We start from the raw sequence: 24,413 nt of genomic DNA, 5'->3' as shown, positions 1-24,413 counted from the left end.
TAAAAACATAACAAGCCCACATTCGTGAGGATAACTACATGAATCTTAAGCTGCAGCTCAAAATACTGTCGTTCCTGCAGTTCTGCCTTTGGGGGAGCTGGCTCACCACGCTTGGCTCGTACATGTTTGTCACGCTGAAGTTTGACGGCGCGGCAATCGGCGCAGTGTATAGCTCGCTCGGTATCGCCGCGGTGTTGATGCCGACGCTGCTCGGCATCGTCGCCGATAAGTGGATCAGCGCCAAATGGGTATACGCCATCTGCCACCTGGTCGGCGCGTTAACGCTGTACCTCGCGGCGCAGGTCACCACGCCGGGCGAGATGTTCCTCGTGATCCTGCTTAACTCGCTGGCCTACATGCCGACGCTTGGCTTGATCAATACCATCTCCTACTACCGCCTGCAGTCGGCGGGGCTGGATATTGTCACCGATTTCCCGCCAATTCGTATCTGGGGCACCATCGGCTTTATCCTCGCCATGTGGGGCGTGAGCTTCTCCGGCTTTGAACTGAGCCATATGCAGCTGTACATTGGCGCGACGCTGTCGGTCCTGCTGACTCTGTTCACCCTGACGCTGCCGCATATTCCGGTCGCCAACGCCCAGCGCAATCAAAGCTGGGCGGAGATGCTCGGCCTGAACGCTTTTGCGCTGTTTAAAAACAAGCGTATGGCTATCTTCTTTATCTTCTCGATGATGCTCGGCGCCGAGCTGCAAATCACTAACATGTTCGGTAACACCTTCCTGCACAGCTTCGATAAAGATCCGCTGTTTGCCGGCAGCTTTATCGTCGAGCACGCGTCAGTGCTGATGTCGATTTCGCAGATTTCCGAAACGCTGTTTATCCTGACCATCCCATTCTTCCTTAGCCGCTACGGCATTAAGAATGTGATGCTTATCAGTATTGTGGCGTGGATGCTGCGCTTCGGCCTGTTCGCCTTTGGCGACCCGACGCCGTTCGGCACTGTACTGCTGGTGCTGTCGATGATCGTCTACGGCTGCGCCTTCGACTTCTTTAACATCTCCGGTTCGGTGTTCGTTGAGAAAGAGGTGCGCCCGGAAATCCGCGCCAGCGCTCAGGGGATGTTCCTGATGATGACCAACGGCTTCGGCTGTATTCTCGGCGGGATGGTGAGCGGCAAAGTCGTCGAACACTTTACCGTCGAGGGGATCACTGACTGGCAGAGCGTGTGGCTGATTTTCGCCGGCTATTCGCTGGTGCTGGCCTTTGCCTTCGTGGCGCTGTTCAAATACAAACACGTCAGACAACCGACCGCCGCCCAGCAGAGCGTGTGATCGGCAAAAGTAAAACGCCCCGCCTGTTCGGCGGGGCGTTTTTTTATCCCTTCAGCACGTAGCCATACAGCCGCTTAATGCCGTCCGGATCCGTCTCGCTGTAAACCCCCTGCAGCTCCGGCGAGAAGCCAGGCAGCATATTGACCCCCTCTTCCAGCGCGAGGAAATAGCGCAGCACGGCGCCGCCCCAGACCTCGCCGGGCACCACGCACAGCACGCCCGGCGGATACGGCAGCGCCCCCTCCGCCGCGACGCGGCCTTCCGCCTCGCTCAGACGCACCAGCTCAACGTTGCCGCGAATAAACTCGTGGTTGGCATCCTGGGGATTCATCACCACCCTTGGGAAGCTCCGTTTACGGAACATCTCTTTTTGCAGGCTCTTCACGTCAAAGCTAACGTACAGATCGTGCATCTCCTGGCACAGCTCGCGCAGGGTATAGTCGCGATAACGCACCGGATATTTGTTATAGATGGTCGGCAACACATCGGCCAGCGGCGTATCCGCTTCAATATGCTGTTCAAACTGCCCGAGCATCGCTACCAGCTGCGCCATTTTTTCGGCACTTTCCGCCGGCGTCAGCAGGAACAGAATCGAGTTGAGATCGCACTTCTCCGGCACGATGCCGTTTTCACGCAGATAATGCGCCAGAATAGTCGCCGGAATGCCGAACTCACTGTACTCCCCACTCTCCGCGTCGATGCCCGGGGTGGTCAGCAGCAGCTTGCACGGGTCGACAAAATACTGGTCGTCCGCGTAGCCTTCAAAACCATGCCAGCGCGCGTCGGGTTCGAAGCTGAAGAAGCGGCGCTCCCGGGCGATCGCCTCGGTCGGGTGATCCTGCCACGGGCGCCCCGCCACCGTCGGCGGAATAAAGGGCTGGATCATCTTGCAGTTAGCGATGATCGCTTTGCGCGCCTCGATGCCCAGCGCCACACACTCGGCCCACAGGCGGCGGCCGCTCTCACCTTCATGAATTTTGGCGTTGACGTCCAGCGCGGCAAACAGCGGATAGAACGGGCTGGTGGAGGCATGCAGCATAAAGGCGTTATTCAGCCGCTTGTGCGGACAGAAACGCGCCTGGCCGCGCAGATGGTTATCCTTTTTATGGATCTGCGACGTCTGTGAGAAGCCGGCCTGCTGCTTGTGCACGGACTGGGTGACAAAAATACCCGGATCGTCGGGGGTCAGCTCCAGCAGCAGCGGCGAGCAGTCGGCCATCATTGGGATAAACTGCTCATAGCCCACCCACGCCGAGTCGAACAGGATGTAATCGCAGAGGTGGCCGATCTTATCCACCACCTGGCGGGCGTTATAGACCGTGCCGTCGTAGGTCCCCAGCTGGATCACCGCCAGACGAAACGGGCGGGAGGCATTGGCTTTCTCAGGCGCCGCTTCGCGGATGAGATCCCGCAGGTAATGCTCATCAAAGCAGCGCTCGTCAATGCCGCCGATAAAGCCGAACGGATTGCGCGCGGCTTCCAGGTAAACAGGCGTCGCCCCCGCCTGGATCAGCGCCCCGTGATGGTTTGACTTGTGGTTGTTGCGATCGAACAGCACCAGATCGCCGCGGGTCAACAGCGCGTTGGTCACGACTTTGTTGGCCGCCGAGGTGCCGTTGAGGACGAAGTAGGTTTTATCCGCGTTGAACACCTTCGCAGCGAACTTCTGCGCGTGCTTGGCCGATCCTTCGTGGATCAGCAGATCGCCTAATTTCACATCGGCGTTGCACATGTCGGCGCGAAAGACATTTTCGCCAAAAAAGTCATAGAACTGACGGCCTGCAGGGTGCTTTTTGAAAAACGCCCCGTGCTGATGCCCCGGACAGGCAAAGGTGCTGTTATCCATCTCGACGTACTGGGTCAGGGTATTGAAAAACGGCGGCAGTAGACGCGCTTCATAATCACAGGCCGCCGCCTCCAGCTCCAGCCACTCCTGATCTTTACCGGCGATCACCGCCTGCACCCCCTCCGGCTTGTCGACCGCCGTCTCACTCAGCAGGTAGACCGGCAGGTTAAATCCGCTACGCCTGAGGAGAGTAAGGATGCCGCTGCGACTGTCGGCCACGGAGATGACGACTGCCGCCACATCGGTAAAATCGGTACTGTCCAGCGCCACAACGCGACGGTGGGTGGACAAGCGGGTGACCAGCTCGCAGCTGGCGGCAATGTGCATGGATTTCATAAGCGCAAATGCCCGTATCGGGAGTGTAAAAATCTCAGACAAGGGAGACCTTGCCCAACGATGTGTCCGGGTCTGACGGATTCAGCTCCGACCGCCGGACATCAGTAAAAGCAGACGCGTCCGATCTTACTGTTGCCCTACAGTGAGCATACGTGTCCTTCACCGCATGGTGAACAGAGGGGTAAGCGTAGCAAGATGAGGCAGCCCGCGCATCTGGGCGCGGCGTCGCTGGCGAGATAATGGCTGTGTCGTCATCGGCGGCCTCATATCAGGGAGGAGAAAATTCGCGCAATCATGGCACCTTTCCCGAACAGGCGCAAGATGAAAACCGTATGCACTTATATCACGGATACACAAGCTTTCCCGGTAAGTTAACGCCATAATAATGCGGTTATCAGGGATTTTTAACAGGAGTCAGCGTGGTTACAGGACCTTTTATTAACGCCAGCGCGGTGCTGGTCGGCGGTGTGCTGGGCGCCTTACTCAGCCAACGGTTGCCGGAACGGATCCGCACCGCAATGACCTCTATTTTTGGCCTGGCGTCATTGGGCATCGGCATTTTACTGGTCATTAAGTGCGCCAATCTGCCGGTGATGGTGCTGTCGACCCTGGTAGGGACGCTGCTCGGCGAAATATGCAATATGGAAAAAGGCATCAATACGCTGGTCAGTAAACTCCAGCAGTTGATGTCAGCGAAAGGCAAGAAAAAGGCTTCGGCTCATGAGTCTTATATTCAGAGCTATGTGGCGATTATCGTCCTGTTCTGCGCCAGCGGCACCGGCGTCTTCGGCGCCATGCGCGAAGGGATGACCGGCGACGCCAGCATTCTGATTGCCAAAGCGTTTCTCGACTTTTTCACCGCCACCATCTTCGCCTGCACCCTGGGCATTGCCGTCGCCGCCATCAGCGTACCGATGCTGCTTATCCAGCTGACTCTTGCAGCCTGCGCGGCGATCATTATGCCGCTTACCACGCCGATGATGCTGGCGGATTTCAGCGCCGTCGGCGGCATGCTGCTGGTGGCCACCGGGCTGCGCATCTGCGGGATAAAAATGTTTGCCGTAGTGAATATGCTGCCTGCGCTGGTGCTGGCGATGCCGATTTCCGCGGCCTGGACGCTGTTTTTTGCCTGAAAACGCGTGCTTTTAGCGCAATGTGGTGATAGATTGTTCAGTCTGCTGCAAAACAGATAAATTTCGTTGACGAGGCGCGGCGATTACGGTTTAATGCGCCCCGTTGCCCGGATAGCTCAGTCGGTAGAGCAGGGGATTGAAAATCCCCGTGTCCTTGGTTCGATTCCGAGTCCGGGCACCACTTACACAGTACCGTTCGGCTAGCTTCATGTGTACAAGGCATGAAATAGCGGGGCGAAATCAGATGTGAGGACAGAGTTTAGACAGCGATGAATGTCATCACCTGTTGAACTTGATTGTTCCACTCTGTGCGAAACCCTATTCAGCCCACCTGAATAGGGTTTTTCGCTTTAGGCGATGTTACAGTTTTTAGTGAAACTGTCAATATGCGCCATTTTTCACCATCTTAACTCCTGCTCCAGCGTCGCCTTCAGGCTTTCGATATTCACCTCCACATATTCCAGCGTTGACGCCAGACTAACGTGCCCCAGCAAGGTTTTCACCGTTTGCAGATTACGTTCCGGCGTACGCATCAGCTTTGTCGCGATGGTATGACGGAAACGATGAGGGCTAACCAGAAAACCACACTCCCGGGACAACCGACGGAAAAAGGACCGTAGAGGAACTTTCGTCATACCATCCTGATAATTTGCCTTTCTCCTGAAATCAAACCAGGCGATGTTAAATAGCTGCTCATGTGGCATTGCCCCCGCTTTTGTCACCTGACTGACCAACTCCTCAAGCGATGGACGCAGGGCGGAGATAATCGGCACCTGATGTTCACGGTGATTTTTAGCCCCCTCAAGCCGTAAGTGAATGCAGTGCGAATCAAAATCGACATCGCTAATTCTGATATGTAAGAACTGATTCTGGCGTATGGCCGTATAGCGCAAGATATCCAGCACGGCAGTCCAGAACCATGCTGGAGCCAATGCATTACGATAACGATCGCCGGATTGCTCCCTTCCCCTCTGCTGCTGCATAACCCGATAGACCGTTTCAAGCTGACTGTCAGAAAGTGTTTTTTTACGTTTAACGCCCGGGCAAGCCACAACGCCATTAAACGGGTTCTCTTCCTGGAATAGTTTTTTCTTGATAGCAAAGTTGAACAACGCACGCATATGGGCAACCTTGTTATTCCAGGTACGAACCTTCAGCCCCTGCACTTTTAATACTTCTTCTTTCCACCTCAGCACCAAATCGGCACTGACCTCCCCAGGTAATACTTTCGCAAACTTCGTAAACGTTCTTACTACCTTGCAATAACTCCACTGCGTGTCAGGCCGTAATGTTTTAGCGTAAAAATACTTCTCCAGAAGAACTTCAAATGTTAACAATTCATCCATAGTCAATTTCGTCCCATTAGTTCAAAGAGCTAACTTCTAATAACGGGGTATCTGCTGGCACTGTTGCTGCGCCATAAATTTCTTTCGCAGGTACAAGATAGCCGTGATAAACCTTCTGGCTCTCCCTATTACGGCACTGGTATACATTTGCTCCCCCGCGCTGCCGCCTGTGCAGATTTATTTTTTCAAACTGGCGCTGAACATCACGCCAGTTGTCTATTTTTAATGGTCGCAGTGCCTCCCTCTGTTCCGCCATAAACCTATGAAAAATTGACGGAGTTTTCAGGAATACAGCCCCCGCGATCACATATACGTGACCATCCGGCTCATTGGCTATCGTTTTTTTCTGCTGTATAGATTGTCTGAGCCAGTCAATAAACAACTCACCAGCAGGATGAAAGCGGCACAATGCCGGTTCAGAAGAAAGATCGGCTCCTTCCACATTCTCCATAAAAGACGGTAAATCATCGGGAATATTTTCAACATATTCACAGGGCGGCGGTGCCTGTTGTAAGAAAGTGGCGTAATCGTCAAAAGCTGAATCAGGACAAGCTTCTGGCAACGCGGATGGTGTGACTGGCGGCGTTTTATCGCTGCCCTCCCCGGCTTGTAAAACTATTGCCCCTACTACGCCTGATTGCGCCCGATACCCGGCAAGAAACATCGAAAGCGCCTTTAACGCGTCGGGCCATCGAATCAGCCAACGCAGCCCCTCTTCCGGCAGCAGCCTGAAAGCCAGCATGGCGCTGTGGCCATATACCTTTTCCGGCTGAGTTTCTGGCACAAAGCGGAAGCGGTAGGGTTTATCCAGAACGCCTGCAACCGGCGACCAGACCTGCCCGTTCTCCTGTTCAACGTGGAGATGCGCCAAATTGTCCAACACGCTAAACATGGTCGCCCAGACAATAACCGCAGACCACGCAGCCCCCTGCGTCGCCTGATCTTCAGGGTCAGCACCCGGCGGCAACATGTAGCTTTTTGACAGTTTCACCGCGTTTGCCAGCGTTTTAAGAAAACAATCGACCATCCCACCGGGGTACGCATACGCCCCCTGCTCCGCTACCGGAAACTGCTGCATTAGTAGTACACACTGCTCCAGAGGAGTCAGGTAATACTGCTGATACAGGTTTCTGGGCAGAGAAGAGTAATCCCACAGCGTTTGCAGATATTGCTGACGTAGAGGTGTGCCCAACAACTCCTCTACGCTGGCCGGAGCAAAATAACCCGCAGGCACAGGTGAACGGTTATCGGATAAGGGTTCCGGCGGATGCGCCTTGTCACGCCAGAAAAATAGAGTATTGAGCATAAATACCGCCGATGGCTGAAATGAAAAGCTGCCACTCTATTTCTCCGCCCATAAACAACAACAAACAACTCTGTTTAGGTTCCTAATAATTTCCAAATCCCATAAAAAATGCTCCCGAAGGAGCATTTAGCGCATCAGGCCACTGAACGGCGCACATCCTGAGCAAGGTTAAGTAAAAATTCACAGGCCTCGCGCGCCTGACGGCTGGCCCGGAAAATAGCGTGTTTGTCCTCTTTCAGCGTCTTCAGCCATGAGGCAAAGTAGCTTTCATGTTGCACCTCACCATAAACGCCCAGTTCGGCACAGAGAAAAGCGCTACCCAGCTCTGCGATAAGCTCTTCAAACGCATAAATCGGATCGCCAAACCGACTCAATGAAGACGTGATGCCCTCGCGGTTTAGCCGTTTGGCATGGCCGCTGGCGTGAACCAGCTCATGCAACAATGTCGCCCAATAATCAGCATCAGAAAAAAACTGACCGACTGCTGGTAATACAATCTCATCGGTGGATGGACGGTAAAATGCCCGGTTCTGGCTAAACGATGTAGCCTTTACGCCGGAGGCATTCAGCATATCAAGAATGCGATTAAACACCGGCGTACTGACGGTATCCACATCCTCCTGCGACAAAGGAACGGCAGTCACCCCAACGACGGATTCTGGTAAACTATCGCACTGTTCAACGTTGAACAGGTACAGCGATTTAGCCATAACCCGGGATTCCATAACCGGTTTGCCATCGGCGTCAAACAGCTTACTGCCGCTTTTATCTTCCGCCTGCTTTTCAAACGGTTTGAAGATAACGCCGAGACTGCTGCTTTCACCTTTACGAACCTGCCCACCGACTGCCTGCGCCTGCTTATAGGTGAGCCAGCGATTGGAACGGTAGCCCTTCTCTTCCGCTGCCAGCCACAACAGCATGATATTAACGCCGTTGTAGTGCCCCCCCGTCGCGGCATTAACCGGAAACGGGCTGGAGGCATATTTCTCCACCGAGCGCCACGGCTTGCGCCAGGGCGGTACGCCTTTTTCCAGCGCGGCAACAATGCGATCGGTCACCTGTTGGTACAGGTCTGTACGCTCAACGCGTTGAGAACGAGAGGTCGATTTCTTCATGGGAAACTCCTTTTAAAAAGGCGTATCCCACTCCCTATGGGCGCAGAAATACGCCCCACAGGGATTGATGAATGTCAGTCAGTTCAAATGGCGACGGCCTGAATAACGCCTTCGGTCGTTACCCGCTCGAACTGCTTTTGCAGTTGCCTGCATGCGATAAGAAAACAGTGATGGTCATCAGCTTTTGCCCGTTTGCAGCCAACAACGGCAACGTCAACAAGCAGCCGCTGCGCCATCATGCGCCAGCTTTTCAGCTCTTTCTGGCTTCGGCAGGCAGTGAAGTGTGCCTGAGCCATAACGTTTATTCTGTCCGTCAGATGACGGTACTCCGCGACGGGTACACAGTTTTGCCAGCCGGTAATGAACATCGCCAGCCTCTGCGCCTTCAGCATAATGGACAGCTGGTAGGGTTTGGTGATGATGTCCACGATCCCGCCTTCCGTCAGCGGTATCCTTTCTTCAAAGCTATCGCCGCCGACCAGTATGCGGGCCATCGAGACCCATTCCGGGTCAAGATCGGGATGGCAGCCGTCAGCATAGGCCAAATGCCTTACCCGGCCATCATCGCGTTGTTCACCGCCGTCAACCATCAAATAAACGCCGTGATCCTTAGCCAGAACGACAGATTTATCGGTCGTTATAGATTCCGTCACGATGGCCTTCAGGTCAGAACCATAAAAACGCAGCATAGATATCTCCTCAATAATTGCCGGAGACAGCTTCCCCGGGGAGAGAAGCTCCCTCCGGGGAAGTAAGTTCAGTAAAAAGAAGTGAAACGGATTATGCGAAGGCTATAAATATCCTATCGCTTCCAGTGCCAGAGAGCACTTTGCATCTGCGTTCCCGGTATAGAAATAATGAGCCCAGGCTTCCCTGTTCACCTTCTCTCCAAGCGCCAGAACGTCATGTAATAACGGTTCACTGGCTGAATGAGTAAAACGGCCAAAAACTAAAGCCTGCGCCAGCTGATAAGCAATGTCGGTAAGGACATATTCGTTATCGGTAAAACCGTCCTCATCGCGTTCCTCATCAATTCCTAAACGCATTTTGGCGGCAACGGATAACAGCTCCCCCTCTGCATTGGCTAAGTCATAAAGATCCTGAACAACAGGCTGTGGCTCAAACGATAACGCGATCATGGTGTTCTCCTTGCGATGTCATACCGAAAGGAGAACGCCCCCGAAGGAGTGGTTCCTTTCGGGCAGCGTTTATTACGTTAACGGTCAGTAATAACCTTTAGTCAATGGCCGCCATAATGGCGTTAGTACATGAATGCATTAAGGCGTAATTGCGCAACGCATAATAGGTTTCGATGTCCTCATCGGCTTCAGTACGGTTCGCCAGCTCGCAGAGAGCGTAAAGCGAAGCCGTAATACCAAACGTGTCGGAGTCCATCGTGCCCTGATAGTAATTTTCCGCCGATATGCTCCAGTTCTGAGACGTGGCCGGATAAGCATAAAAGCCGCCGTTGGATAACTTCATCCCCAGCCAAAGCCCGCCCTGATACTCGCAGCTTAGCCGGTCTGCCCAGCGGTAAAGTAATTGTTCAAAACAAAACAGACGTACCGCCTGTTCTTCATCGTTCTGATCGAGCAGGCGATCAAAATCGACCTGTGTGATAGTGAAATCTGTCATTGATGGGTATCTCCCTGAATAAAGCGGAGGGAGAACACGCCTGGAGGGTGTTTTCCCTCCGGGATGATGAAAAGAGTTAGTGTCAGGCGGTGGCTAATGACACCATAAGGCAGCAGCCAACGCGCTTAACCGTAAATTTCTCGATGTGTGCAGTGACGCTTCCCCCAGTACGAGTAAAAACGATCAGCTGGAACGTCACCTGCCCCGTTTCACTGTTCTGCCGATGCTCCCAGACGTTCAGCGCTTCCTTAACCAACCGGTTTTGGCTGGCGATAGCGCTTTCAACAGAGCTGGAAAAGTCGACCGCAGCTTCCCAGGCGGGAGACGTAATCGAGATGGATAACATTTCATAGGTGTTCATCTGTGTTCCTTACAGTAAAAAGGGAACACGTCCCCAACGGGAAAATGTTCCCATTGGGTGAGTAGAATGCACTAACCACGCTTATTCATTGCGTAAGCGACGTTCAGTGCAGGAATGAGCCTGAAAAGGCGTAGGTATTAAGAAGAGTACCTTCACCGCAGTTTGCGGCATCCGTTTACAAAGGCTAAATGGATTTGGGTTTGACCGCCGTAAGCGCCACCTTGCAGGTCGTGGAGGCTTTGGGTGTTGTCAGAGACAACGATTAGGCGTTACGATTCTAAACCAGTCATGTATAAAAAAACAACAAGCAGCTATGTGGTGAGTTATAAAAAGGGACAAGTGAGATGGAAAATTCTATTAGCTTTATGGCAAGAGATGGCGTTATTTCTTTAGATACGTTTCTTAAAACACGTAAATTTAAGAATGGAATGGGCATCATATTTCTCGACAGAAACGTCGTGAGCCCTGTAACCAGTAATAGTTTAAAAGACAAATTCTCATCATTAAAGCATTACCGTTTCTCTGTCATTCTTTCGGCAATGGAAGGAAAGAACAAGCGATTACCGACCCATGAAGAATATATTGAAGAATATCAAAAATCATCCGAGAAGATAGGACTAGCATTCGGGGAGGATCGGGTAGACAGGGAAAAGATAGAATCTTTTTATTATGCAGTGAAAGGCGAGTATGAATCACACATTAATGCCGAATATAAATTCCTCGCGCAATCCATTGAGATTCTAAAAGATAAAACCCTAACTGAAAAAGCAGAGAAAATCATAGAACTAACGCACAGCATTTCAAAAGAGCACCCATCAAAGATGAACCCGCTTCTGATATTGCTTGTATTTTGTCATTTATACAAAGGACGCGGAAGACATTTCATAGACAAACTGTTAAAAGTTAACAAGCAAGAACCTTTAGAACAAAAGCTTCATAATGTTATCAGCGACCTAATGATCATTACATTAGTTCTAATATCTATTAGCAGCGAGAAGAAATATATTGCAGAAGCTGATGCCAATAATGGTAAGGTAAAACATCCAGACGGTAGTTCTGTAACACTAAATTTTAAACATCGCTTTGTATTCTGTAGTGCTGACGCTGCATTACTCGAATTTTATATGTTGTATATAGAACTGCATGAACACTTACATGTTATATTTCGACATCAAAAAAGAATATTAAATGGCGCAATAGAGCCAAGATTACATAGCGTTTGTGCCAAATTATTCCCGGGAGCGACCAAGGAAGAGGCAGCAAAATTACTCAATGAAATACACTCGTATATTTTATAAAAGGCTAATCGTCATGAGGCTCTCCTTTGTTATAAACTCGCGCCACATAATGCCCGCGCCCGTCCCCGTGCCCCAAATCCATAGAAACCAACGCTTCGGCTTCCTTTTTGCTAAAACCTCTCTGCATATGATATTCCGTCGCCTCGCGGGAATAGGCATAGCGCAAACTATGCGGAGAAATCTTTCCCGTTAGCCCTGCGTCCTTAACGATATTCCGATAGCGATCGATGGCGGAATGGAGATTGGGTTTATCGACCAGCTTGCCGTTATTATTCATTGCTATTTTAAGCGCATGATTCACGGCCTGAAGCGTTTTCTCACGATCGACAACCGTCGTATCTCTGGGCTTGCCGCCTTTGGTGCCAAAAACAACTCGTACGCGCTCATCGCCGCGTAATAAGGCCTGCTGCCAGGTACGCAATGACTTGGCTGACTGCACGGCCTCTTCCGTTCTTAACCCCAGGCAGCGGGAAAGCTGCACCGCAGCCGCGACGCCTTCATCCTTGATCTTAATTACAGAAAATACGGCCTGATAACGCTCGTCGGAAATAGCCACCTTCGTTCCGTCACGACTGGCCCCGGACAACCCAAGCGCGCTATTGCTTAAACACTCATGGGCGGGATCGGCCAGTTTCGACCTTCCGGCTACGTTAAATATCGCCCGTAGCGCCGCCATTTCATTCTGCAACGTGCGCTTTGAAATGCTTTCCGCCAGACGGCTGCGAATATACAGCTCAACGTGATGAGTTTTAATATGCCTGACGTCCCGGATCTGAATATTCAGATTCAGCATTCTCTCCGCCATGCGATCGGCGATTTTCATTCTGTCAGCCACGGTTTTAAAACTGCCCCCGGCCTGCCGGGCCAACGTCGACAGGCTTTTACTCAATTTAGACATCAAGACCTCTGGTTATAAACACGTACTCCCTGTCAGGCTTACCTTTGCCTTGCGTGAGCAAAGGTAAGCCCCAACCGTTTTAAAGCTGTGCATCTCAACCCCGACGACACGGTTAATTTTGCGCATCCTGCGGCTCGACTGGTATCTGTGCATCGGGGCGGCGAAATGTTGAGTTCTTACGAGGCTCCCCAGCTCTCTGAGCTGCTCGTGGCTAACGCCATGCTGACTACTGTCAGGCCGCCTCCATTGCCAGTTTCTGCTGGCACTGCCGTCGATACCGAGTCGATCTTTCTCCTTTTTTAGTGGTGGACGTTTTCAAACGGGTTCGGCCCGTTTTTAACGTCGATTGATGAAAAAACATCCTGATTATTCCCCTTAAGGCACATTCGCCAACCGGTACTACGTGTCGGTCAGAGCGTAGAGGATGTTGTTAAAGGCCGAATAGTCTGGGCCCGTGGGTTGCGCGCTGCGCGCGTCACTTGGTATCGCTAACGCTCTGACACAAGTGACGCCGCGCAACCTTCTGCCGCTAAATGCCTGCCGTAGCAGATGCCAAATGTTCCAAATGGCATAGCAGACGACACGCAAACGTTGGCAACGATAGCTGGCTAAATGAATAACACTCATTGCCTGGAGGATGAGCTTTTCAGCTCGAAAAAGAGAACGCCGTGGAGGCGCTGATATGAAGGAAGGTGCGAACAAGTTCCTGATATGAGATCATCATATTCATCCGGAGCGCATCCCAGAGGGACATCATGAGCCATCAACTCACCTTCGCCGATAGTGAATTCAGCACTAAGCGCCGTCAGACCCGAAAAGAGATTTTCCTCTCCCGCATGGAGCAGATTCTGCCATGGCAGAATATGACCGCTGTCATCGAGCCGTTTTATCCCAAGGCGGGCAATGGCCGACGGCCCTATCCGCTGGAGACCATGCTGCGTATTCACTGCATGCAGCATTGGTACAACCTGAGCGACGGTGCCATGGAAGATGCCCTGTACGAAATCGCCTCCATGCGCCTGTTTGCCCGATTATCCCTGGATAGCGCCCTGCCGGATCGCACCACCATCATGAATTTCCGCCACCTGCTCGAGCAGCATCAACTGGCCCGTCAATTGTTCAAGACCATCAATCGCTGGCTGGCCGAAGCAGGCGTCATGATGACCCAAGGCACTTTGGTGGATGCCACCATCATTGAGGCACCCAGCTCTACCAAGAACAAAGAGCAGCAACGCGATCCGGAGATGCATCAGACCAAGAAAGGCAATCAGTGGCACTTTGGCATGAAGGCCCACATTGGTGTCGATGCCAAGAGTGGCCTGACCCACAGCCTGGTCACCACCGCGGCCAACGAGCATGACCTCAATCAGCTGGGTAATCTGCTGCATGGAGAGGAGCAATTTGTCTCAGCCGATGCCGGCTACCAAGGAGCGCCACAGCGCGAGGAGCTGGCCGAGGTGGATGTGGACTGGCTGATCGCCGAGCGTCCCGGCAAGGTAAAAACCTTGAAGCAGCATCCGCGCAAGAACAAAACGGCCATCAACATCGAATACATGAAAGCCAGCATCCGTGCCAGGGTGGAGCACCCGTTTCGCATCATCAAGCGGCAGTTCGGCTTCGTGAAAGCCAGATACAAGGGGCTGCTGAAAAACGATAACCAACTGGCGATGTTATTCACCCTGGCCAACCTGTTTCGGGTGGACCAAATGATACGTCAGTGGGAGAGATCTCAGTAAAAACCGGAAATAACGCCAGAAATGGTGGAAAAAATAGCCTAAATAGGCTGATTCGATGTGTTTGCGGGAAAAAAATCGGCCCAGATCCGCGAAATTTTAATCAACGAGTCAGCTTGGGAAGAAATGACCTGCTTATTCGCACTTTCCCTAATATAATTAACAAACCAATATCTATACCATGGTTAGGTTGGGGGTTTTCTACTTTATTCTTGATGTTAACATTTCTTCCACACATTCCATCTATAACAAAAATAATATCACCACCTTCAGCATCATTAATCTTTATCATAATAGCAGTAATATCATTTATCATTTTCTTGGTTATTTCATGGTACAGTGGTGATTTCAAAAACAACGATTTATTTAAAATAGCTAAAAATGTCGGTAAAGCACTAATAGAAACATTTACTACAGTATTCGCCACATTATCAATTGCCATCCCCATTACATTTTTATTAAAAGACAGCACTGGGGAAAAAACCACATCACTACTCATAGCACTGGCTTTCATGATCGCATTTGCTCTATCATCTTTTCTTCCCGCAATAGTTTATTATCGCAATATAAAAAACACATCATCAAACAATGAAAGCAAAAGCATCATTCCATTAGCAAAAAACTTATCTATAGCAGTCATTATAACGATAACTATCACGTCCCTTCTGTTCCCCAATGTAACGACTACCTTAATGAATAGCTCTCTTTACTCTATCGGAGTCATTGATAATAAAAATCATTATTTTCTAATAGATGGAGAAAAATACAAGCCAGATATGTTCCCACAGAATACATGGAAGACGTCGACAACCGATAAAATCGGACCAGACTTCTTTATCTACGGGATAAGAATGTTCTCCGCCGGGAATAAAAATTTGATTTGTCCAGATAGCGTTGGTTCCTTCAAAAGGGAAATTAATGGAACAAACTATGATTTAATCACTTCCTCTGATAATGAAGATAACGCAAAAAAACTAAAAGATATGACCAAGATCTGTGTCGTTTTAGACAGCGACAATGCACAACAATGGGATACTTTTTTCGAAAATAACGTTCAAAACAAAGGATAAGAATTGTCTGCCTGTAGCCAGAATTATTATTCTGGCTTTACTTTTTTCGGCTACGATTCAGTTTTAAAACCCTGATAAAGAGCCAACACCGCTTCAGCAAACTCATCATCAACGGTATAAAAATAGCACTCTGGCACATCCAGCACTTTTGCAAAACTACAAACCAGCTCAAATGAAGGCTTGTGCGTTCCGCTTTCATAATGGGACAAACGTGAATATGCCGTAGCCTCTTCAATCCCAGCCATTACACCTAACTTTTCCTGAGTTAGCCCAGCGCGTAATCTGGCATCCTTCAAACGTTTAGGAATCATATTGTTACCATCAATCAATATATTGACAGTATCTTTAGCATTCCTTAAGATTAATTATCTTTAGAGTTACTAAAGATGGATTCGCATACTGGAGATAAAACCATGGAAAACAACGACTGGCATCCGGCAGACATCATCGCCGGGCTAAGAAAGAAGGGAACATCGCTTGCCGCAGTTTCACGCAGCGCAGGCCTGTCGAGTTCCACACTGGCAAACGCGCTGCTCCGCCCGTGGCCGAAAGGCGAAAAGCTTATTGCCGATGCGCTGAGCATCTCACCGGAAATAATCTGGCCCAGCCGCTATTTTGACAGTGAAGGCAAACTACTCGCGCGCCAGATAAGGAGTGGAAGAACCAACAAATAACGTAAGAATTATTAGCCAATAACACAGTACACCGCCCTCCTCTGCATCTACCCCGTTCATCAACATGCAGACGTTGAACGAAACGATACCGCAGAATAAGATGTCAGCTGGTTTATAAACGAACAGCATGGATGGCTCGAATGAAAGGAACGGTGAAGTGGTTTAGTCAGGAAAAGGGATATGGCTTTATTACCGCAGAAGGTAATCAGGATTATTTCTTTGGCGTCAGAGATGTTATCGGCGCTGTTCTGCCCGCCACTGGCTCTCAGGTCACATTTACCCCGGCCACCGGACCCAAAGGGCCAAAAGCGATTGAAATCACCATTCTTTCGCAGCCTGAGCACACCGCTCCGGATAACAAAATCAAGTGCCCCCACTGCGCCCGCCAAATAATCCCTCGCTTAGTCACCTACAAAGGTGAATCGGAAAAGTCCTTATGCCCTTTCTGTGGCGGCACCGTAAAAGATTTTACAGGCACATCAATACTGGATGATCTCGGCGATATATTCTGGGGAATGATAAGAAACATTGCCGTTGCCATTATCGACACCGCCACGGCCATTGTTATTGAGATCAAAAAAAGTAAGAAAAAATAGTCTTAAACCGTTCGCTTTCACCACTAATGGCAACTGGTCGCACCGCTTGTGGTCAAAGAGGTAAAAGCACTTCCACCATCAGAGCGGCGCGACCTTTACCAGAATCTTTTGTAGCAGCGGAGCCGGTTCAATCCCCAGCAGCCCCGCGATATAGGCAAACTCAATCACATCTAACCTTCTTTCGCCACTTTCCACCTTGGCAACAAAAGATTGTGGGCGTTTCAACGCCTGCGCCAGTCTTTCCTGAGTAATGCCTTTCTTTATTCTTATCTCGCGAAGATTCTTTATAACAAGTTGATATTCAGATGAATATATTGATGACATGGCAGCTATTCCGCGTTATATCCCAAAATCGAATATCCGCCATTTACATGATTATCCCAAAACAGGATAATCAGTAACTCGATAACGTTACGGAACGAAGAACATGGACTTACAAGACTGGCATCCGGCGGACATCATCGCCGGGCTCAAAAAGAAAGGAACATCACTTGCCGCCGTTTCACGAAGTGCAGGCCTGTCTAGCTCCACGCTGGCAAACGCGCTGCTCCGCCCGTGGCCGAAAGGCGAGAAGCTTATTGCCGATGCGATGGGCATCTCACCGGAAATAATCTGGCCCAGCCGTTATTTTGATGAGGTCGGAAATCCCGTTCATCGCCACACGCGTTCAAAAATCTGACCATCCTTACACCGTTACCCACAACCCCACAATCGCCATCGTCGTTCTGGCGAACGACGACCGCTGCCACTCACCGGCCCCTTTGATGGTGGCCGGTTCGCTGGCTTAGTCTCATGTGGATTTGTGGATAACGGACGGCCTGTGAATGTGGCGACTTGTTGAACAATAGCACCCCGTGCGTTAGCATCGGACAATATCACGGCCATAAATCAGGGATGGATTTGATGAGTGAAGAAAAGTTTAACCCGCAGGATATTGAAGAGATCCTCTCTCGCCCGCCGTCTTCCGACAGCCACAAAGTCAAGAAAGGCGATATTCCCGAAATCGCCAAAAGCATCGGCATTGGGGCCATAGAAATCGTCAAAGCGCTTCCGATTCTTGCGTTCGGCGCGCTGTCTATTTCCACTAAGCACACCCCGATAACAAAAGCAGGCTATCGGGATGGCTCGGAAGGATATGGCTATTATGATGAAACAGGTCTGAGGAATCGTACTTTTGACCCCAGCCAATCAGACGATAAATAACCAGAAGCACCCTGAATAATGAACAGGTACTTCTGGCCGACGGTTATTTCATCATCGATTTTCCCTTTGTCATCGCAGCTCCGGCGACGTCTGACGCAACCTCGCCCCCTTTTTCTCCTGCTGATTGCGCCTTACCTGCGCCTTTTTGCAGCGACCCCGCCACTTCACCACCGACCTTAATTCCCGCCCAACTCAGCGCACCAATCCAGAACGCCGGAAACACCAGATACATCGTTCCCATCACCAGGTTCATCACCCAGCCGTCCGTCGTTGAACCGGCAAAGTCAGCAAAAGGCACCGGGTTCCCGCCGTCGACATTATCCAGCCCGCTGTAGACGATGTCGATCAGGCGGTCATCCAGCCAGCCCGCAAACTCCCACCAGAACGTCAGGAACATCAGGGCAAACATGGCGAACGACACCGTCACCACAGCCTTGGGCGAATAGACGCTGAACATCAGCACCAGAGGAATGACAATCACCAGCGCCATCTCCAGCAGCGCCTGCACCATCGGCAGGGTATATTTGAGAATATCGAATCCGGGCAGCGCCACCACCTGCCCGGCAGCGACGCCCAGGCTTCCCAGCGCGCTGGACACAAAGCTGAATGTACCCGCCGAGGCGTTATTCCCCATCATATAGGTTTCGCCGTCGCCGGAGAGCGAGGCATTTTTCGGGCTGACCACCCAGCGCAACGCGATCTCTTCCCACTCGTTGCCAAACTTCTTCTTTAGCGCGCGAGTCGTGATGTCATTGTAGCTGGACATCACCCGCGTCTTCAGACCGACGGTCGGAGTGTTCCACCACTGCTTACAGGTAGGGTAACCGCCCCGCCCTACGTCGGGATAACCATCATCCCGATTCGCATCGTAGGGCCACTGCGAACGCGGTTTGGTGGAGGTGTAATAGTCGTAATACCCTGACGTCGAAAGAAAGTAGTCAGAGCCAATCCAGCCGACGGAATTAATGGTCGCGTCCGAAAGCTGGGCGTTGGTCGACTTCAGCCGGAAATAGGCTTTGGCATAGCACTGATTAGCGAAGTCCTGCACCTCTTCCAGCAGGATCGGATCCTTTATCTGCGTGTGCTGCACGTCGAAACGTAGCTGACGCAGGTTATCACCGCAGGGAATACCGGCGATCGTCGCGTGCGTTACGCCTTTTGACAGGCTGTGGATCATGTACCACCACACCGGTACCATGGCCGTTTTACCGTCAAAGTCATTAATCAGCGTGGCATAGCCCGACTTCTGGGGGAGCGGGATGTTCACGCCGCACTGGGCGCTGCGTTCCTTATTGAACTTGATGGTGTTGACATCCACATTAACGACCGGCGTCACGCAAAACATCAGCACAACGAAGGCCACGTAAATAACGTGCTCGATGCGCACCAGCGCCAGCGTGCCCTTATTGCCCTCATCGTCCCCCTCTTCGCGAGTTCGTAACCAGGTCGCCACCACTTTACCCGCAATAGGCAACGCAAACAGGCCGGTTGAAAGCAGCGTTTTCCAGATGGCGTTATTCAGGATCCAGCCCAGTAGGATGAGGAAGTACTCCAGATAGCTGTCGGCACTCATCGTCAGCTCCCCGCGTAAATATTCAGTTCAACCATGAGCGTCATCCCCGCCATCAACCACTCGATGCGGCGAACGGCGGCAAGGTTGCCGGTTTGCTGAAGCAACCAGAGGCGCACCCGCTGAAACCACAGCCCGGCGATCAGCCCATACAACGCCAATCGCCAGACCAGCAGCCAGGGGGCGGCGTCATCCAGCCAGACGCGAAACGCCGTCAGGCTTCCGGCATAGCGAACGCCCAGCCAACTGATCCCTAACGCCAGAGCGAGCGAGCCGACGATGGCCAGTAACACTTTCCCGCTCAGGCGAATGCTGCGCCAGAGTATCTTTCTTCCGGAAACCATCATGGCGCCACCTCCGTCCCCAGCTGCTGTACGGCTTCATCGGCATCGGGATTTTTTTGGCGGGCGCTGTTCTCAAGGCCGCGCTGGGTCTGTCGCGACAGCGCTGTAACAATGGTGTTGTTGCTGATCTGCTTGCGCAGCTCCATCTCGTTCTTCAGCGCCACAATTTCCCGGTCCAGAAACTCCAGCCGGCGCTCGGCTTCCGTCAGCGCTTCCTGCTGCTCCGCAACGTGAGGTTCCGACTGCCCGGCGGTCAGCATCCGGCGCATACCGAACGCGGTCGCCACCGTATCCGCCATCGCCAGCTCGCTTGCCAGACGTTGCACCAGAGCGGTGTTGTCCGGGTCATCCTTTAGCGCCTGAACAACGCCGCGCGTCACCGTGAGGTCGCCGGTTTTCAGCTTCGCCAGATTAGCCGCATTGACCGGCAATGAACCGTTCACCAGCTCGACCAGAACCTCGTAATTCTTCTGGGTTGTCTCATCGAGCATCGGCGTGAAGCCGGTTCCCGGCGTCGTGGTGCCGGGTTCGTTCTCCAGCCCGCCGCTGGCGCACTCATTGCCGGATTTACAGGTGCGAATAGAGCGATCGCCTAACACGCTGGCGACCACCTGAGCCGCTTCATCGCCGTTTTTATATTTGCGGCACAGCGCGCCGTTACAGGCGCTTTCACTAATGGATGCGCTGCTGTCCGCCGCCTGCTTATTGAGGATGTTGTACCCGGCCCTGGCAATATCGTGCGTTGGCCGGATCGCGGCCTGCCCTTTACCGCCACGCTTTTTGCCGCCGACCCAGGAGACGCCCTCGGTTCCCGTTGATTTGCTCAGTTGCTGATCGGCCTTCACCGCGTCGCTCGTCCCACTCAGGGCGTTCTGATACTCCTCCCCAACGGCGGCCTGCACCCACGGCCCGGACAGGGTGTGATCCGCCAGCTTCTTCGACATGGCCTGACAGTTCAACTGCGCCTTATCAAAGTAAGCGTTGGCCTGAAGCGTGCCGTTGGTTAACAGCTCGTACAGGCCGGGATTGGCGCGCTGGATAACCATCGCGGGCAGGCTGGCGACCGCGCCGGTCGCACTGCTGATCACGTCCCCCATCATGTCTTTAAAGCCGCTGGTCAGGCCGTTGAGCTGATTTTTTACCGTGGTTTTGACGTCAAAATTTCCACACATCAGGTCGGCATTCCAGCCAACGCCCATGCCAATTTTATTCAGCCGGTTGCCGCTGGGCGGGTTGGACACCACCGTCCCGCCGCCGATGGCGTAATAGAGATCGTCGTTAATACCGCCCTGCACCTGACGACTGGTGTCATTGCCTGAGCTGTTCATGGAAAACGCCGGTAAATCCACCGCGCTGGCTGAAGCGCTGCACAGCACCAGGCTGGCGAGAAACATGCGTTGAAACATCGTCATTCTGATCATGGTCACTCCCTGAGGTTAATAGCCACCAATATCGGTGCTGAAAAGAAACGTCTGGCCGCGCTTTTTGCAGCAGGCAAAGGGCTGCCACAGCGCCCAAGCATAGTTGCCGTCTTCGGCATAGGAAAACGCGCGGTCGGGAAACGCGGCGCAGGACATGGACACCTTCGGAGCGAGGCGCTGCCACTTATGGTTGCGGGTGCCGGTGTTTTCCGTCACCGGATCGGGCGGCCAGTAGCCAGCGGAAGCGTTGGCCTTCAGCGTCCGATAAACGTGGATCTGCCCGGGGCGGGTAATGATGTCTGCCGCACGTTGAGCCGTCACGGCAGCGGCCTTATAGTCGTCCGTCTGTGTGACAAAGCCGGAACGGGGATAGACGTTGCCCCACATGTTCCCGGCAGTGGTTGCGCCGATTTCCCGCCGCCCCGGGGTGAGCGCCTCCGGGTAAACACTTTCCGGCAAACCGGTGCGCCACATCAGCGCATCCAGATTGCTCAGGAAATACGGCTGCCAAGCGGTGGCGGCTCCCTTGCAGGAATAGCCGGAGGTCTGCTGACCGATAAGGCTGGCGGCGGGATGGCCGATCGCGTCCACGCTGCGGTAGCGCACATTGTCTTTACGCTGGCCGCGCTTTTGCTGATTCTCACCGCCACCGTCAGCCAGCCCGCCTAATGCGCTGCGGCTCAGCATCGCGACCTCACGCCACGGGTTATCGCCCGGCTGGCGATAGGCCGACACCACCACCTGCGGGATAAAGTGACGTACTTTTACCGACGTCTTGACGCTGCAACCAAACGGGGTACACAGCAGCCAGTAACAAACACCCACTACCCGATAGTCAATGCAGTCCGGGCACGCGGCGCTGGCGACAAGTTGGGGCGTGGTCAGCGAGGCGGATGCGGGTACGGCGCTTCCCGCCATCAGCAGCGCGGCCAGTGGATAAGCAAACCGATGCTTCATGGCCTGCTCCCTGCGCGCAGCGCCGCCGCACGCTGAATATCCGTGGTGCCGTACACCACATCGCGATCGTCAAACACCACGGCGGGCACCTTGCGAATGTCCAGTTGCCAGGCCTTCAGTACGCCCTGCCAGGCATCGACGATCCGCGCCTGCTGACGTGCCCAGTTCGGCGACTGAGGCAACACCTTTGCCTGCCGCTCCGCTTTGTCGGGCTCAAGCGCCAGATTGCCGAAAATCTGCTGCTGCGCCGTGTCCGGCGCATCCAGCCAGACCACCGTGACCTGCGGATCGTTATCTAGCGGAGGGTGATGGCGGTCGGTGTACAAAACCACGTCGGCACAGGCCTGCCCGGCCAGCACCAGTGATGCAATTATGATGAGTAGTCGTTGCATAACGCACTCCTGTGTGGGGAAAGCGACAGGGTGCGTTGGGGTGGGATAAAAGGCAGTAAAGAACTGTTAATTGGGTTTTGAAGATTTTTCTCTCATGGGGTTAAAATATTAACTATATTAGCTTTGAAGATATTTTCTTACTGCCAAGTACTCTTTTACACGACCATCCCACAAAGATGAAGACTTTTGCATGGAATTAATCAAGTCGTCGAATAAGTAATCTCTATTTTCAACAATCACTTTTCTGTCAGAAATTCCTTCTGGAGATAATTGATGAAGATGCATCATAACATTAAATTTTTGAGAACTCGTTGCCGCATCATTATCAGAACAACTATCAATAATCGACGTTATTGATACATTTTTATTACAACAGACCTCAATCATAAACTCGAACTCATCGATTGTCATATAGTATATTCTGTTTTTGTTGATAGGTAATTCACCATATTTATTTTCAAACATACCAAAAAATGAACCATCCAGCACATCCTCTATCATCTTACCTGTAGGAATATAATGATCCATGTGTGTGATAATAATCAAAGAGTCCTTTATACATTTTTCTTTTTTATCTATTTCATTCATATTATAAGCACAATCCATACCTTGAATCACACCTTTAATGAAACTATTTGCCAACCTTTCCTTGATAGATTTAGCAGAATTGGAGTGCTTTATTATTTTATCAGGCTCTATCGCTTTGGAATCAATATAAACAGTACCTACATCCTCTCTAACAATAAAATCGACAGTTTTTGACTGTACTTCATTTTGTTTATAGATGCTGATAATTTCCTTTTCGGAAATAATTTTTGATGGTAATTCGTTTAATATCGAACCAATATATGACTCCATTACTTTCGCAAATCTATCTTTATAACTGGAACCATGTTTATCTTTTAATAAAGTTGGAACCAAAGAGGACAGAGATGCTCTCAGGAGATGTTTGCTTAATATGATTAATCCTTCATCTATCAAAATAAAAGGTTTCATCATCATTGGCGGGTCAAGGTAGTATTCACTTTCTCGTTGTTTTATATCTTTGAACCCTGACATAAACCCTCTCAGTTCATTCCATTTCACTGAAACTAAGTCTAGGTATTTCTTCACAATATCAGTACCAAACATTGGAATTAAATGTATTAAATACAACCTAACTGGAATGTATTCCGACTCTTTACCATTATCAATACATGACATCATTGCAAAATAAGCACTTATTTTATAATAAGATTCCAATGTTATTCCATGCGTTTCCTGGAAAACCTTATCAAAATAGCCACCATCATAATTACAATACCAATAGTATTGTCTTGCTAGTGTATTTAACTCTAGTTTCATAGGAGCTTGATACAGCTGTTGATTAATGATCATACGCCTGAGACTAAGCAGTACCTTCTTATCATCAAAAAAACCAGAAACCTCATTCTGAAGATTATATATCCTATTAACAATATCGATGAAATCTCTTTTATTCATTGGAGATACATTTCGTTTAAGCGGTTCCGATAATTTCCATTTTAATGCTAAGAAGCAACACCATGGGAAATTAGAAGAAATCCCAAGTTCTGGTTTTAAAATGGTTTGAAAATGATCGTACATCATCGTTATAAAAGAAGCGTCATCATAACCTGATAGCTTCTTTTTTATTGCCACAACCTTACCATTATAATCTTTTCTTACTTTAACTCTGGGGAAGGCTTTAAGTGCCATGTATTATTACCTTATTAATATAATGATTGATTTTTTTGTGCGATCACTCAAAATTAAGGTTATTTCAACATCATTCAAAACCAAATTTTAAATTGACAAAAATCGCACTACACTGCACTTACCTATACACTTAAAATACCTAATATAAATCAATTTAAATCAATGTATCGG

27 protein-coding genes and 1 tRNA gene are annotated in these 24,413 nt (G+C 51.0%); 10 read left to right on the top strand and 18 right to left on the bottom strand.

Translation table 11 applies throughout. The annotated features are described in order from the left end of the window. The first annotated feature begins 38 nt into the window (after positions 1-38). Positions 39-1,292 carry a nucleoside permease gene (locus KB892_RS02435; RefSeq protein ID WP_004151767.1) on the top strand — a complete coding sequence of 418 codons (1,254 nt, stop codon included), beginning with the start codon at positions 39-41 and terminating at the stop codon, positions 1,290-1,292. 43 nt (positions 1,293-1,335) lie between these two features. On the opposite strand, the gene KB892_RS02430 is transcribed toward KB892_RS02435, so the two are convergent. Beyond that, positions 1,336-3,474, bottom strand: a complete 2,139-nt coding sequence (locus KB892_RS02430; RefSeq protein WP_004151766.1) for an ornithine decarboxylase — start codon at positions 3,472-3,474, stop codon at positions 1,336-1,338. A 419-nt stretch (positions 3,475-3,893) separates the two neighbouring features. On the opposite strand from KB892_RS02430, the gene KB892_RS02425 reads away from it, so the two are divergent. Next, complete coding sequence (locus KB892_RS02425; RefSeq protein WP_002916694.1) at positions 3,894-4,607, top strand: DUF554 domain-containing protein; 714 nt, start codon at positions 3,894-3,896, stop codon at positions 4,605-4,607. A 105-nt stretch (positions 4,608-4,712) separates the two neighbouring features. Then, positions 4,713-4,788: transfer RNA gene (locus KB892_RS02420), tRNA-Phe, on the top strand. Between the two features lie 217 nt (positions 4,789-5,005). On the opposite strand, the gene KB892_RS02415 is transcribed toward KB892_RS02420, so the two are convergent. From KB892_RS02415 to KB892_RS02385, 7 genes are all read right to left on the bottom strand, one after another. Beyond that, on the bottom strand, positions 5,006-5,806 hold the full coding sequence (locus tag KB892_RS02415) for a tyrosine-type recombinase/integrase (RefSeq protein ID WP_004217751.1): 801 nt from the start codon (positions 5,804-5,806) through the stop codon (positions 5,006-5,008). 163 nt (positions 5,807-5,969) lie between these two features. Continuing rightward, complete coding sequence (locus KB892_RS02410; RefSeq protein WP_004188585.1) at positions 5,970-7,259, bottom strand: TraI domain-containing protein; 1,290 nt, start codon at positions 7,257-7,259, stop codon at positions 5,970-5,972. A gap of 134 nt (positions 7,260-7,393) precedes the next feature. After that, complete coding sequence (locus KB892_RS02405) at positions 7,394-8,374, bottom strand: ArdC family protein (RefSeq protein WP_004151764.1); 981 nt, start codon at positions 8,372-8,374, stop codon at positions 7,394-7,396. Between the two features lie 83 nt (positions 8,375-8,457). Continuing rightward, entirely contained in the window at positions 8,458-9,063 is a 606-nt protein-coding gene (locus KB892_RS02400; RefSeq protein WP_004151763.1) for a DUF3085 domain-containing protein, read from the bottom strand. A 102-nt stretch (positions 9,064-9,165) separates the two neighbouring features. Beyond that, positions 9,166-9,513 carry a hypothetical protein gene (locus tag KB892_RS02395; protein WP_004151762.1) on the bottom strand — a complete coding sequence of 116 codons (348 nt, stop codon included), beginning with the start codon at positions 9,511-9,513 and terminating at the stop codon, positions 9,166-9,168. A 97-nt stretch (positions 9,514-9,610) separates the two neighbouring features. After that, positions 9,611-10,009, bottom strand: a complete 399-nt coding sequence (locus KB892_RS02390) for an antirestriction protein (RefSeq protein WP_004151761.1) — start codon at positions 10,007-10,009, stop codon at positions 9,611-9,613. An 82-nt stretch (positions 10,010-10,091) separates the two neighbouring features. Further along, a complete protein-coding gene (locus tag KB892_RS02385) occupies positions 10,092-10,370 on the bottom strand; it encodes a hypothetical protein (RefSeq protein ID WP_004151760.1) in 279 nt (92 codons plus the stop codon). A 344-nt stretch (positions 10,371-10,714) separates the two neighbouring features. Between KB892_RS02385 and KB892_RS02380 the strand changes: the two genes are divergently transcribed. Then, the gene (locus KB892_RS02380; RefSeq protein ID WP_004151759.1) at positions 10,715-11,668 is read left to right on the top strand and encodes a 14-3-3 family protein; all 954 of its coding nucleotides are present in this window, start codon (positions 10,715-10,717) and stop codon (positions 11,666-11,668) included. A 4-nt stretch (positions 11,669-11,672) separates the two neighbouring features. Here KB892_RS02380 and KB892_RS02375 read toward each other — a convergent pair whose 3' ends face one another. Continuing rightward, positions 11,673-12,566, bottom strand: coding sequence for an integrase domain-containing protein (locus tag KB892_RS02375; RefSeq protein ID WP_004151758.1), 894 nt, complete (start codon positions 12,564-12,566; stop codon positions 11,673-11,675). A gap of 755 nt (positions 12,567-13,321) precedes the next feature. Here KB892_RS02375 and KB892_RS02370 point away from each other — a divergent pair. Beyond that, on the top strand, positions 13,322-14,302 hold the full coding sequence (locus tag KB892_RS02370; protein ID WP_000019445.1) for an IS5-like element ISKpn26 family transposase: 981 nt from the start codon (positions 13,322-13,324) through the stop codon (positions 14,300-14,302). Between the two features lie 100 nt (positions 14,303-14,402). On the opposite strand, the gene KB892_RS31060 is transcribed toward KB892_RS02370, so the two are convergent. Next, a complete protein-coding gene (locus tag KB892_RS31060; RefSeq protein ID WP_065896064.1) occupies positions 14,403-14,813 on the bottom strand; it encodes a hypothetical protein in 411 nt (136 codons plus the stop codon). A 178-nt stretch (positions 14,814-14,991) separates the two neighbouring features. Between KB892_RS31060 and KB892_RS02365 the strand changes: the two genes are divergently transcribed. Beyond that, a complete protein-coding gene (locus KB892_RS02365; protein WP_004154982.1) occupies positions 14,992-15,369 on the top strand; it encodes a hypothetical protein in 378 nt (125 codons plus the stop codon). Between the two features lie 50 nt (positions 15,370-15,419). On the opposite strand, the gene KB892_RS02360 is transcribed toward KB892_RS02365, so the two are convergent. Further along, complete coding sequence (locus tag KB892_RS02360; protein WP_004152615.1) at positions 15,420-15,680, bottom strand: helix-turn-helix domain-containing protein; 261 nt, start codon at positions 15,678-15,680, stop codon at positions 15,420-15,422. 102 nt (positions 15,681-15,782) lie between these two features. Here KB892_RS02360 and KB892_RS02355 point away from each other — a divergent pair, with 102 nt between their 5' ends. Continuing rightward, complete coding sequence (locus KB892_RS02355) at positions 15,783-16,043, top strand: helix-turn-helix domain-containing protein (protein WP_004152614.1); 261 nt, start codon at positions 15,783-15,785, stop codon at positions 16,041-16,043. A 140-nt stretch (positions 16,044-16,183) separates the two neighbouring features. Then, on the top strand, positions 16,184-16,639 hold the full coding sequence (locus KB892_RS02350) for a cold shock domain-containing protein (RefSeq protein ID WP_004152613.1): 456 nt from the start codon (positions 16,184-16,186) through the stop codon (positions 16,637-16,639). Positions 16,640-16,717: 78 nt separating this feature from the next. On the opposite strand, the gene KB892_RS02345 is transcribed toward KB892_RS02350, so the two are convergent. Beyond that, the gene (locus KB892_RS02345) at positions 16,718-16,963 is read right to left on the bottom strand and encodes a helix-turn-helix domain-containing protein (RefSeq protein WP_004155677.1); all 246 of its coding nucleotides are present in this window, start codon (positions 16,961-16,963) and stop codon (positions 16,718-16,720) included. 103 nt (positions 16,964-17,066) lie between these two features. On the opposite strand from KB892_RS02345, the gene KB892_RS02340 reads away from it, so the two are divergent. Beyond that, positions 17,067-17,318 (top strand): helix-turn-helix domain-containing protein, encoded by a 252-nt coding sequence (locus KB892_RS02340; RefSeq protein ID WP_004152612.1) that lies wholly within the window; start codon positions 17,067-17,069, stop codon positions 17,316-17,318. 224 nt (positions 17,319-17,542) lie between these two features. After that, the gene (locus tag KB892_RS02335) at positions 17,543-17,842 is read left to right on the top strand and encodes a hypothetical protein (protein WP_004152611.1); all 300 of its coding nucleotides are present in this window, start codon (positions 17,543-17,545) and stop codon (positions 17,840-17,842) included. Positions 17,843-17,885: 43 nt separating this feature from the next. Here KB892_RS02335 and KB892_RS02330 read toward each other — a convergent pair whose 3' ends face one another. From KB892_RS02330 to KB892_RS02305, 6 genes are all read right to left on the bottom strand, one after another. Further along, on the bottom strand, positions 17,886-19,415 hold the full coding sequence (locus KB892_RS02330) for a conjugal transfer protein TraG N-terminal domain-containing protein (protein WP_004152610.1): 1,530 nt from the start codon (positions 19,413-19,415) through the stop codon (positions 17,886-17,888). Positions 19,416-19,417: 2 nt separating this feature from the next. Beyond that, on the bottom strand, positions 19,418-19,759 hold the full coding sequence (locus KB892_RS02325; RefSeq protein ID WP_004152609.1) for a hypothetical protein: 342 nt from the start codon (positions 19,757-19,759) through the stop codon (positions 19,418-19,420). Beyond that, the gene (locus KB892_RS02320) at positions 19,756-21,177 is read right to left on the bottom strand and encodes an integrating conjugative element protein (protein ID WP_004153700.1); all 1,422 of its coding nucleotides are present in this window, start codon (positions 21,175-21,177) and stop codon (positions 19,756-19,758) included. The genes KB892_RS02325 and KB892_RS02320 overlap by 4 nt, the downstream gene beginning before the upstream one ends. 15 nt (positions 21,178-21,192) lie before the next feature. Beyond that, the gene (locus tag KB892_RS02315; protein ID WP_004152607.1) at positions 21,193-22,134 is read right to left on the bottom strand and encodes a TIGR03756 family integrating conjugative element protein; all 942 of its coding nucleotides are present in this window, start codon (positions 22,132-22,134) and stop codon (positions 21,193-21,195) included. Next, the gene (locus tag KB892_RS02310; RefSeq protein WP_004152606.1) at positions 22,131-22,526 is read right to left on the bottom strand and encodes a TIGR03757 family integrating conjugative element protein; all 396 of its coding nucleotides are present in this window, start codon (positions 22,524-22,526) and stop codon (positions 22,131-22,133) included. The genes KB892_RS02315 and KB892_RS02310 overlap by 4 nt, the downstream gene beginning before the upstream one ends. Before the next feature lie 117 nt (positions 22,527-22,643). After that, positions 22,644-24,242 (bottom strand): GapS1 family protein, encoded by a 1,599-nt coding sequence (locus tag KB892_RS02305; protein ID WP_004154311.1) that lies wholly within the window; start codon positions 24,240-24,242, stop codon positions 22,644-22,646. Between the last annotated feature and the right edge of the window lie 171 nt (positions 24,243-24,413).

It is taken from the genome of Klebsiella sp. P1927 (genome assembly GCF_018204675.1).
GTDB classification, from domain to species: domain Bacteria; phylum Pseudomonadota; class Gammaproteobacteria; order Enterobacterales; family Enterobacteriaceae; genus Klebsiella; species Klebsiella pneumoniae.
This window is presented reverse-complemented; position numbering and strand designations above follow the sequence as displayed.

What these genes read in the sequence shown, in the direction of transcription:
- KB892_RS02435 (WP_004151767.1), top strand. Translation starts at nt 39, where the DNA reads ATGAATCTTAAGCTGCAGCTCAAAATACTGTCGTTCCTGCAGTTCTGC.
- KB892_RS02335 (WP_004152611.1), top strand. Translation starts at nt 17,543, where the DNA reads ATGAGTGAAGAAAAGTTTAACCCGCAGGATATTGAAGAGATCCTCTCT.
- KB892_RS02355 (WP_004152614.1), top strand. Translation starts at nt 15,783, where the DNA reads ATGGAAAACAACGACTGGCATCCGGCAGACATCATCGCCGGGCTAAGA.
- KB892_RS02340 (WP_004152612.1), top strand. Translation starts at nt 17,067, where the DNA reads ATGGACTTACAAGACTGGCATCCGGCGGACATCATCGCCGGGCTCAAA.
- KB892_RS02405 (WP_004151764.1), bottom strand. Translation starts at nt 8,374, where the DNA reads ATGAAGAAATCGACCTCTCGTTCTCAACGCGTTGAGCGTACAGACCTG.
- KB892_RS02325 (WP_004152609.1), bottom strand. Translation starts at nt 19,759, where the DNA reads ATGATGGTTTCCGGAAGAAAGATACTCTGGCGCAGCATTCGCCTGAGC.
- KB892_RS02305 (WP_004154311.1), bottom strand. Translation starts at nt 24,242, where the DNA reads ATGGCACTTAAAGCCTTCCCCAGAGTTAAAGTAAGAAAAGATTATAAT.
- KB892_RS02385 (WP_004151760.1), bottom strand. Translation starts at nt 10,370, where the DNA reads ATGAACACCTATGAAATGTTATCCATCTCGATTACGTCTCCCGCCTGG.
- KB892_RS02330 (WP_004152610.1), bottom strand. Translation starts at nt 19,415, where the DNA reads ATGAGTGCCGACAGCTATCTGGAGTACTTCCTCATCCTACTGGGCTGG.
- KB892_RS02350 (WP_004152613.1), top strand. Translation starts at nt 16,184, where the DNA reads ATGAAAGGAACGGTGAAGTGGTTTAGTCAGGAAAAGGGATATGGCTTT.
- KB892_RS02370 (WP_000019445.1), top strand. Translation starts at nt 13,322, where the DNA reads ATGAGCCATCAACTCACCTTCGCCGATAGTGAATTCAGCACTAAGCGC.
- KB892_RS02315 (WP_004152607.1), bottom strand. Translation starts at nt 22,134, where the DNA reads ATGAAGCATCGGTTTGCTTATCCACTGGCCGCGCTGCTGATGGCGGGA.
- KB892_RS02345 (WP_004155677.1), bottom strand. Translation starts at nt 16,963, where the DNA reads ATGTCATCAATATATTCATCTGAATATCAACTTGTTATAAAGAATCTT.
- KB892_RS02410 (WP_004188585.1), bottom strand. Translation starts at nt 7,259, where the DNA reads ATGCTCAATACTCTATTTTTCTGGCGTGACAAGGCGCATCCGCCGGAA.
- KB892_RS02375 (WP_004151758.1), bottom strand. Translation starts at nt 12,566, where the DNA reads ATGTCTAAATTGAGTAAAAGCCTGTCGACGTTGGCCCGGCAGGCCGGG.
- KB892_RS02310 (WP_004152606.1), bottom strand. Translation starts at nt 22,526, where the DNA reads ATGCAACGACTACTCATCATAATTGCATCACTGGTGCTGGCCGGGCAG.
- KB892_RS02365 (WP_004154982.1), top strand. Translation starts at nt 14,992, where the DNA reads ATGAATAGCTCTCTTTACTCTATCGGAGTCATTGATAATAAAAATCAT.
- KB892_RS31060 (WP_065896064.1), bottom strand. Translation starts at nt 14,813, where the DNA reads ATGAAAGCCAGTGCTATGAGTAGTGATGTGGTTTTTTCCCCAGTGCTG.
- KB892_RS02400 (WP_004151763.1), bottom strand. Translation starts at nt 9,063, where the DNA reads ATGCTGCGTTTTTATGGTTCTGACCTGAAGGCCATCGTGACGGAATCT.
- KB892_RS02360 (WP_004152615.1), bottom strand. Translation starts at nt 15,680, where the DNA reads ATGATTCCTAAACGTTTGAAGGATGCCAGATTACGCGCTGGGCTAACT.
- KB892_RS02390 (WP_004151761.1), bottom strand. Translation starts at nt 10,009, where the DNA reads ATGACAGATTTCACTATCACACAGGTCGATTTTGATCGCCTGCTCGAT.
- KB892_RS02320 (WP_004153700.1), bottom strand. Translation starts at nt 21,177, where the DNA reads ATGATCAGAATGACGATGTTTCAACGCATGTTTCTCGCCAGCCTGGTG.
- KB892_RS02395 (WP_004151762.1), bottom strand. Translation starts at nt 9,513, where the DNA reads ATGATCGCGTTATCGTTTGAGCCACAGCCTGTTGTTCAGGATCTTTAT.
- KB892_RS02430 (WP_004151766.1), bottom strand. Translation starts at nt 3,474, where the DNA reads ATGAAATCCATGCACATTGCCGCCAGCTGCGAGCTGGTCACCCGCTTG.
- KB892_RS02380 (WP_004151759.1), top strand. Translation starts at nt 10,715, where the DNA reads ATGGAAAATTCTATTAGCTTTATGGCAAGAGATGGCGTTATTTCTTTA.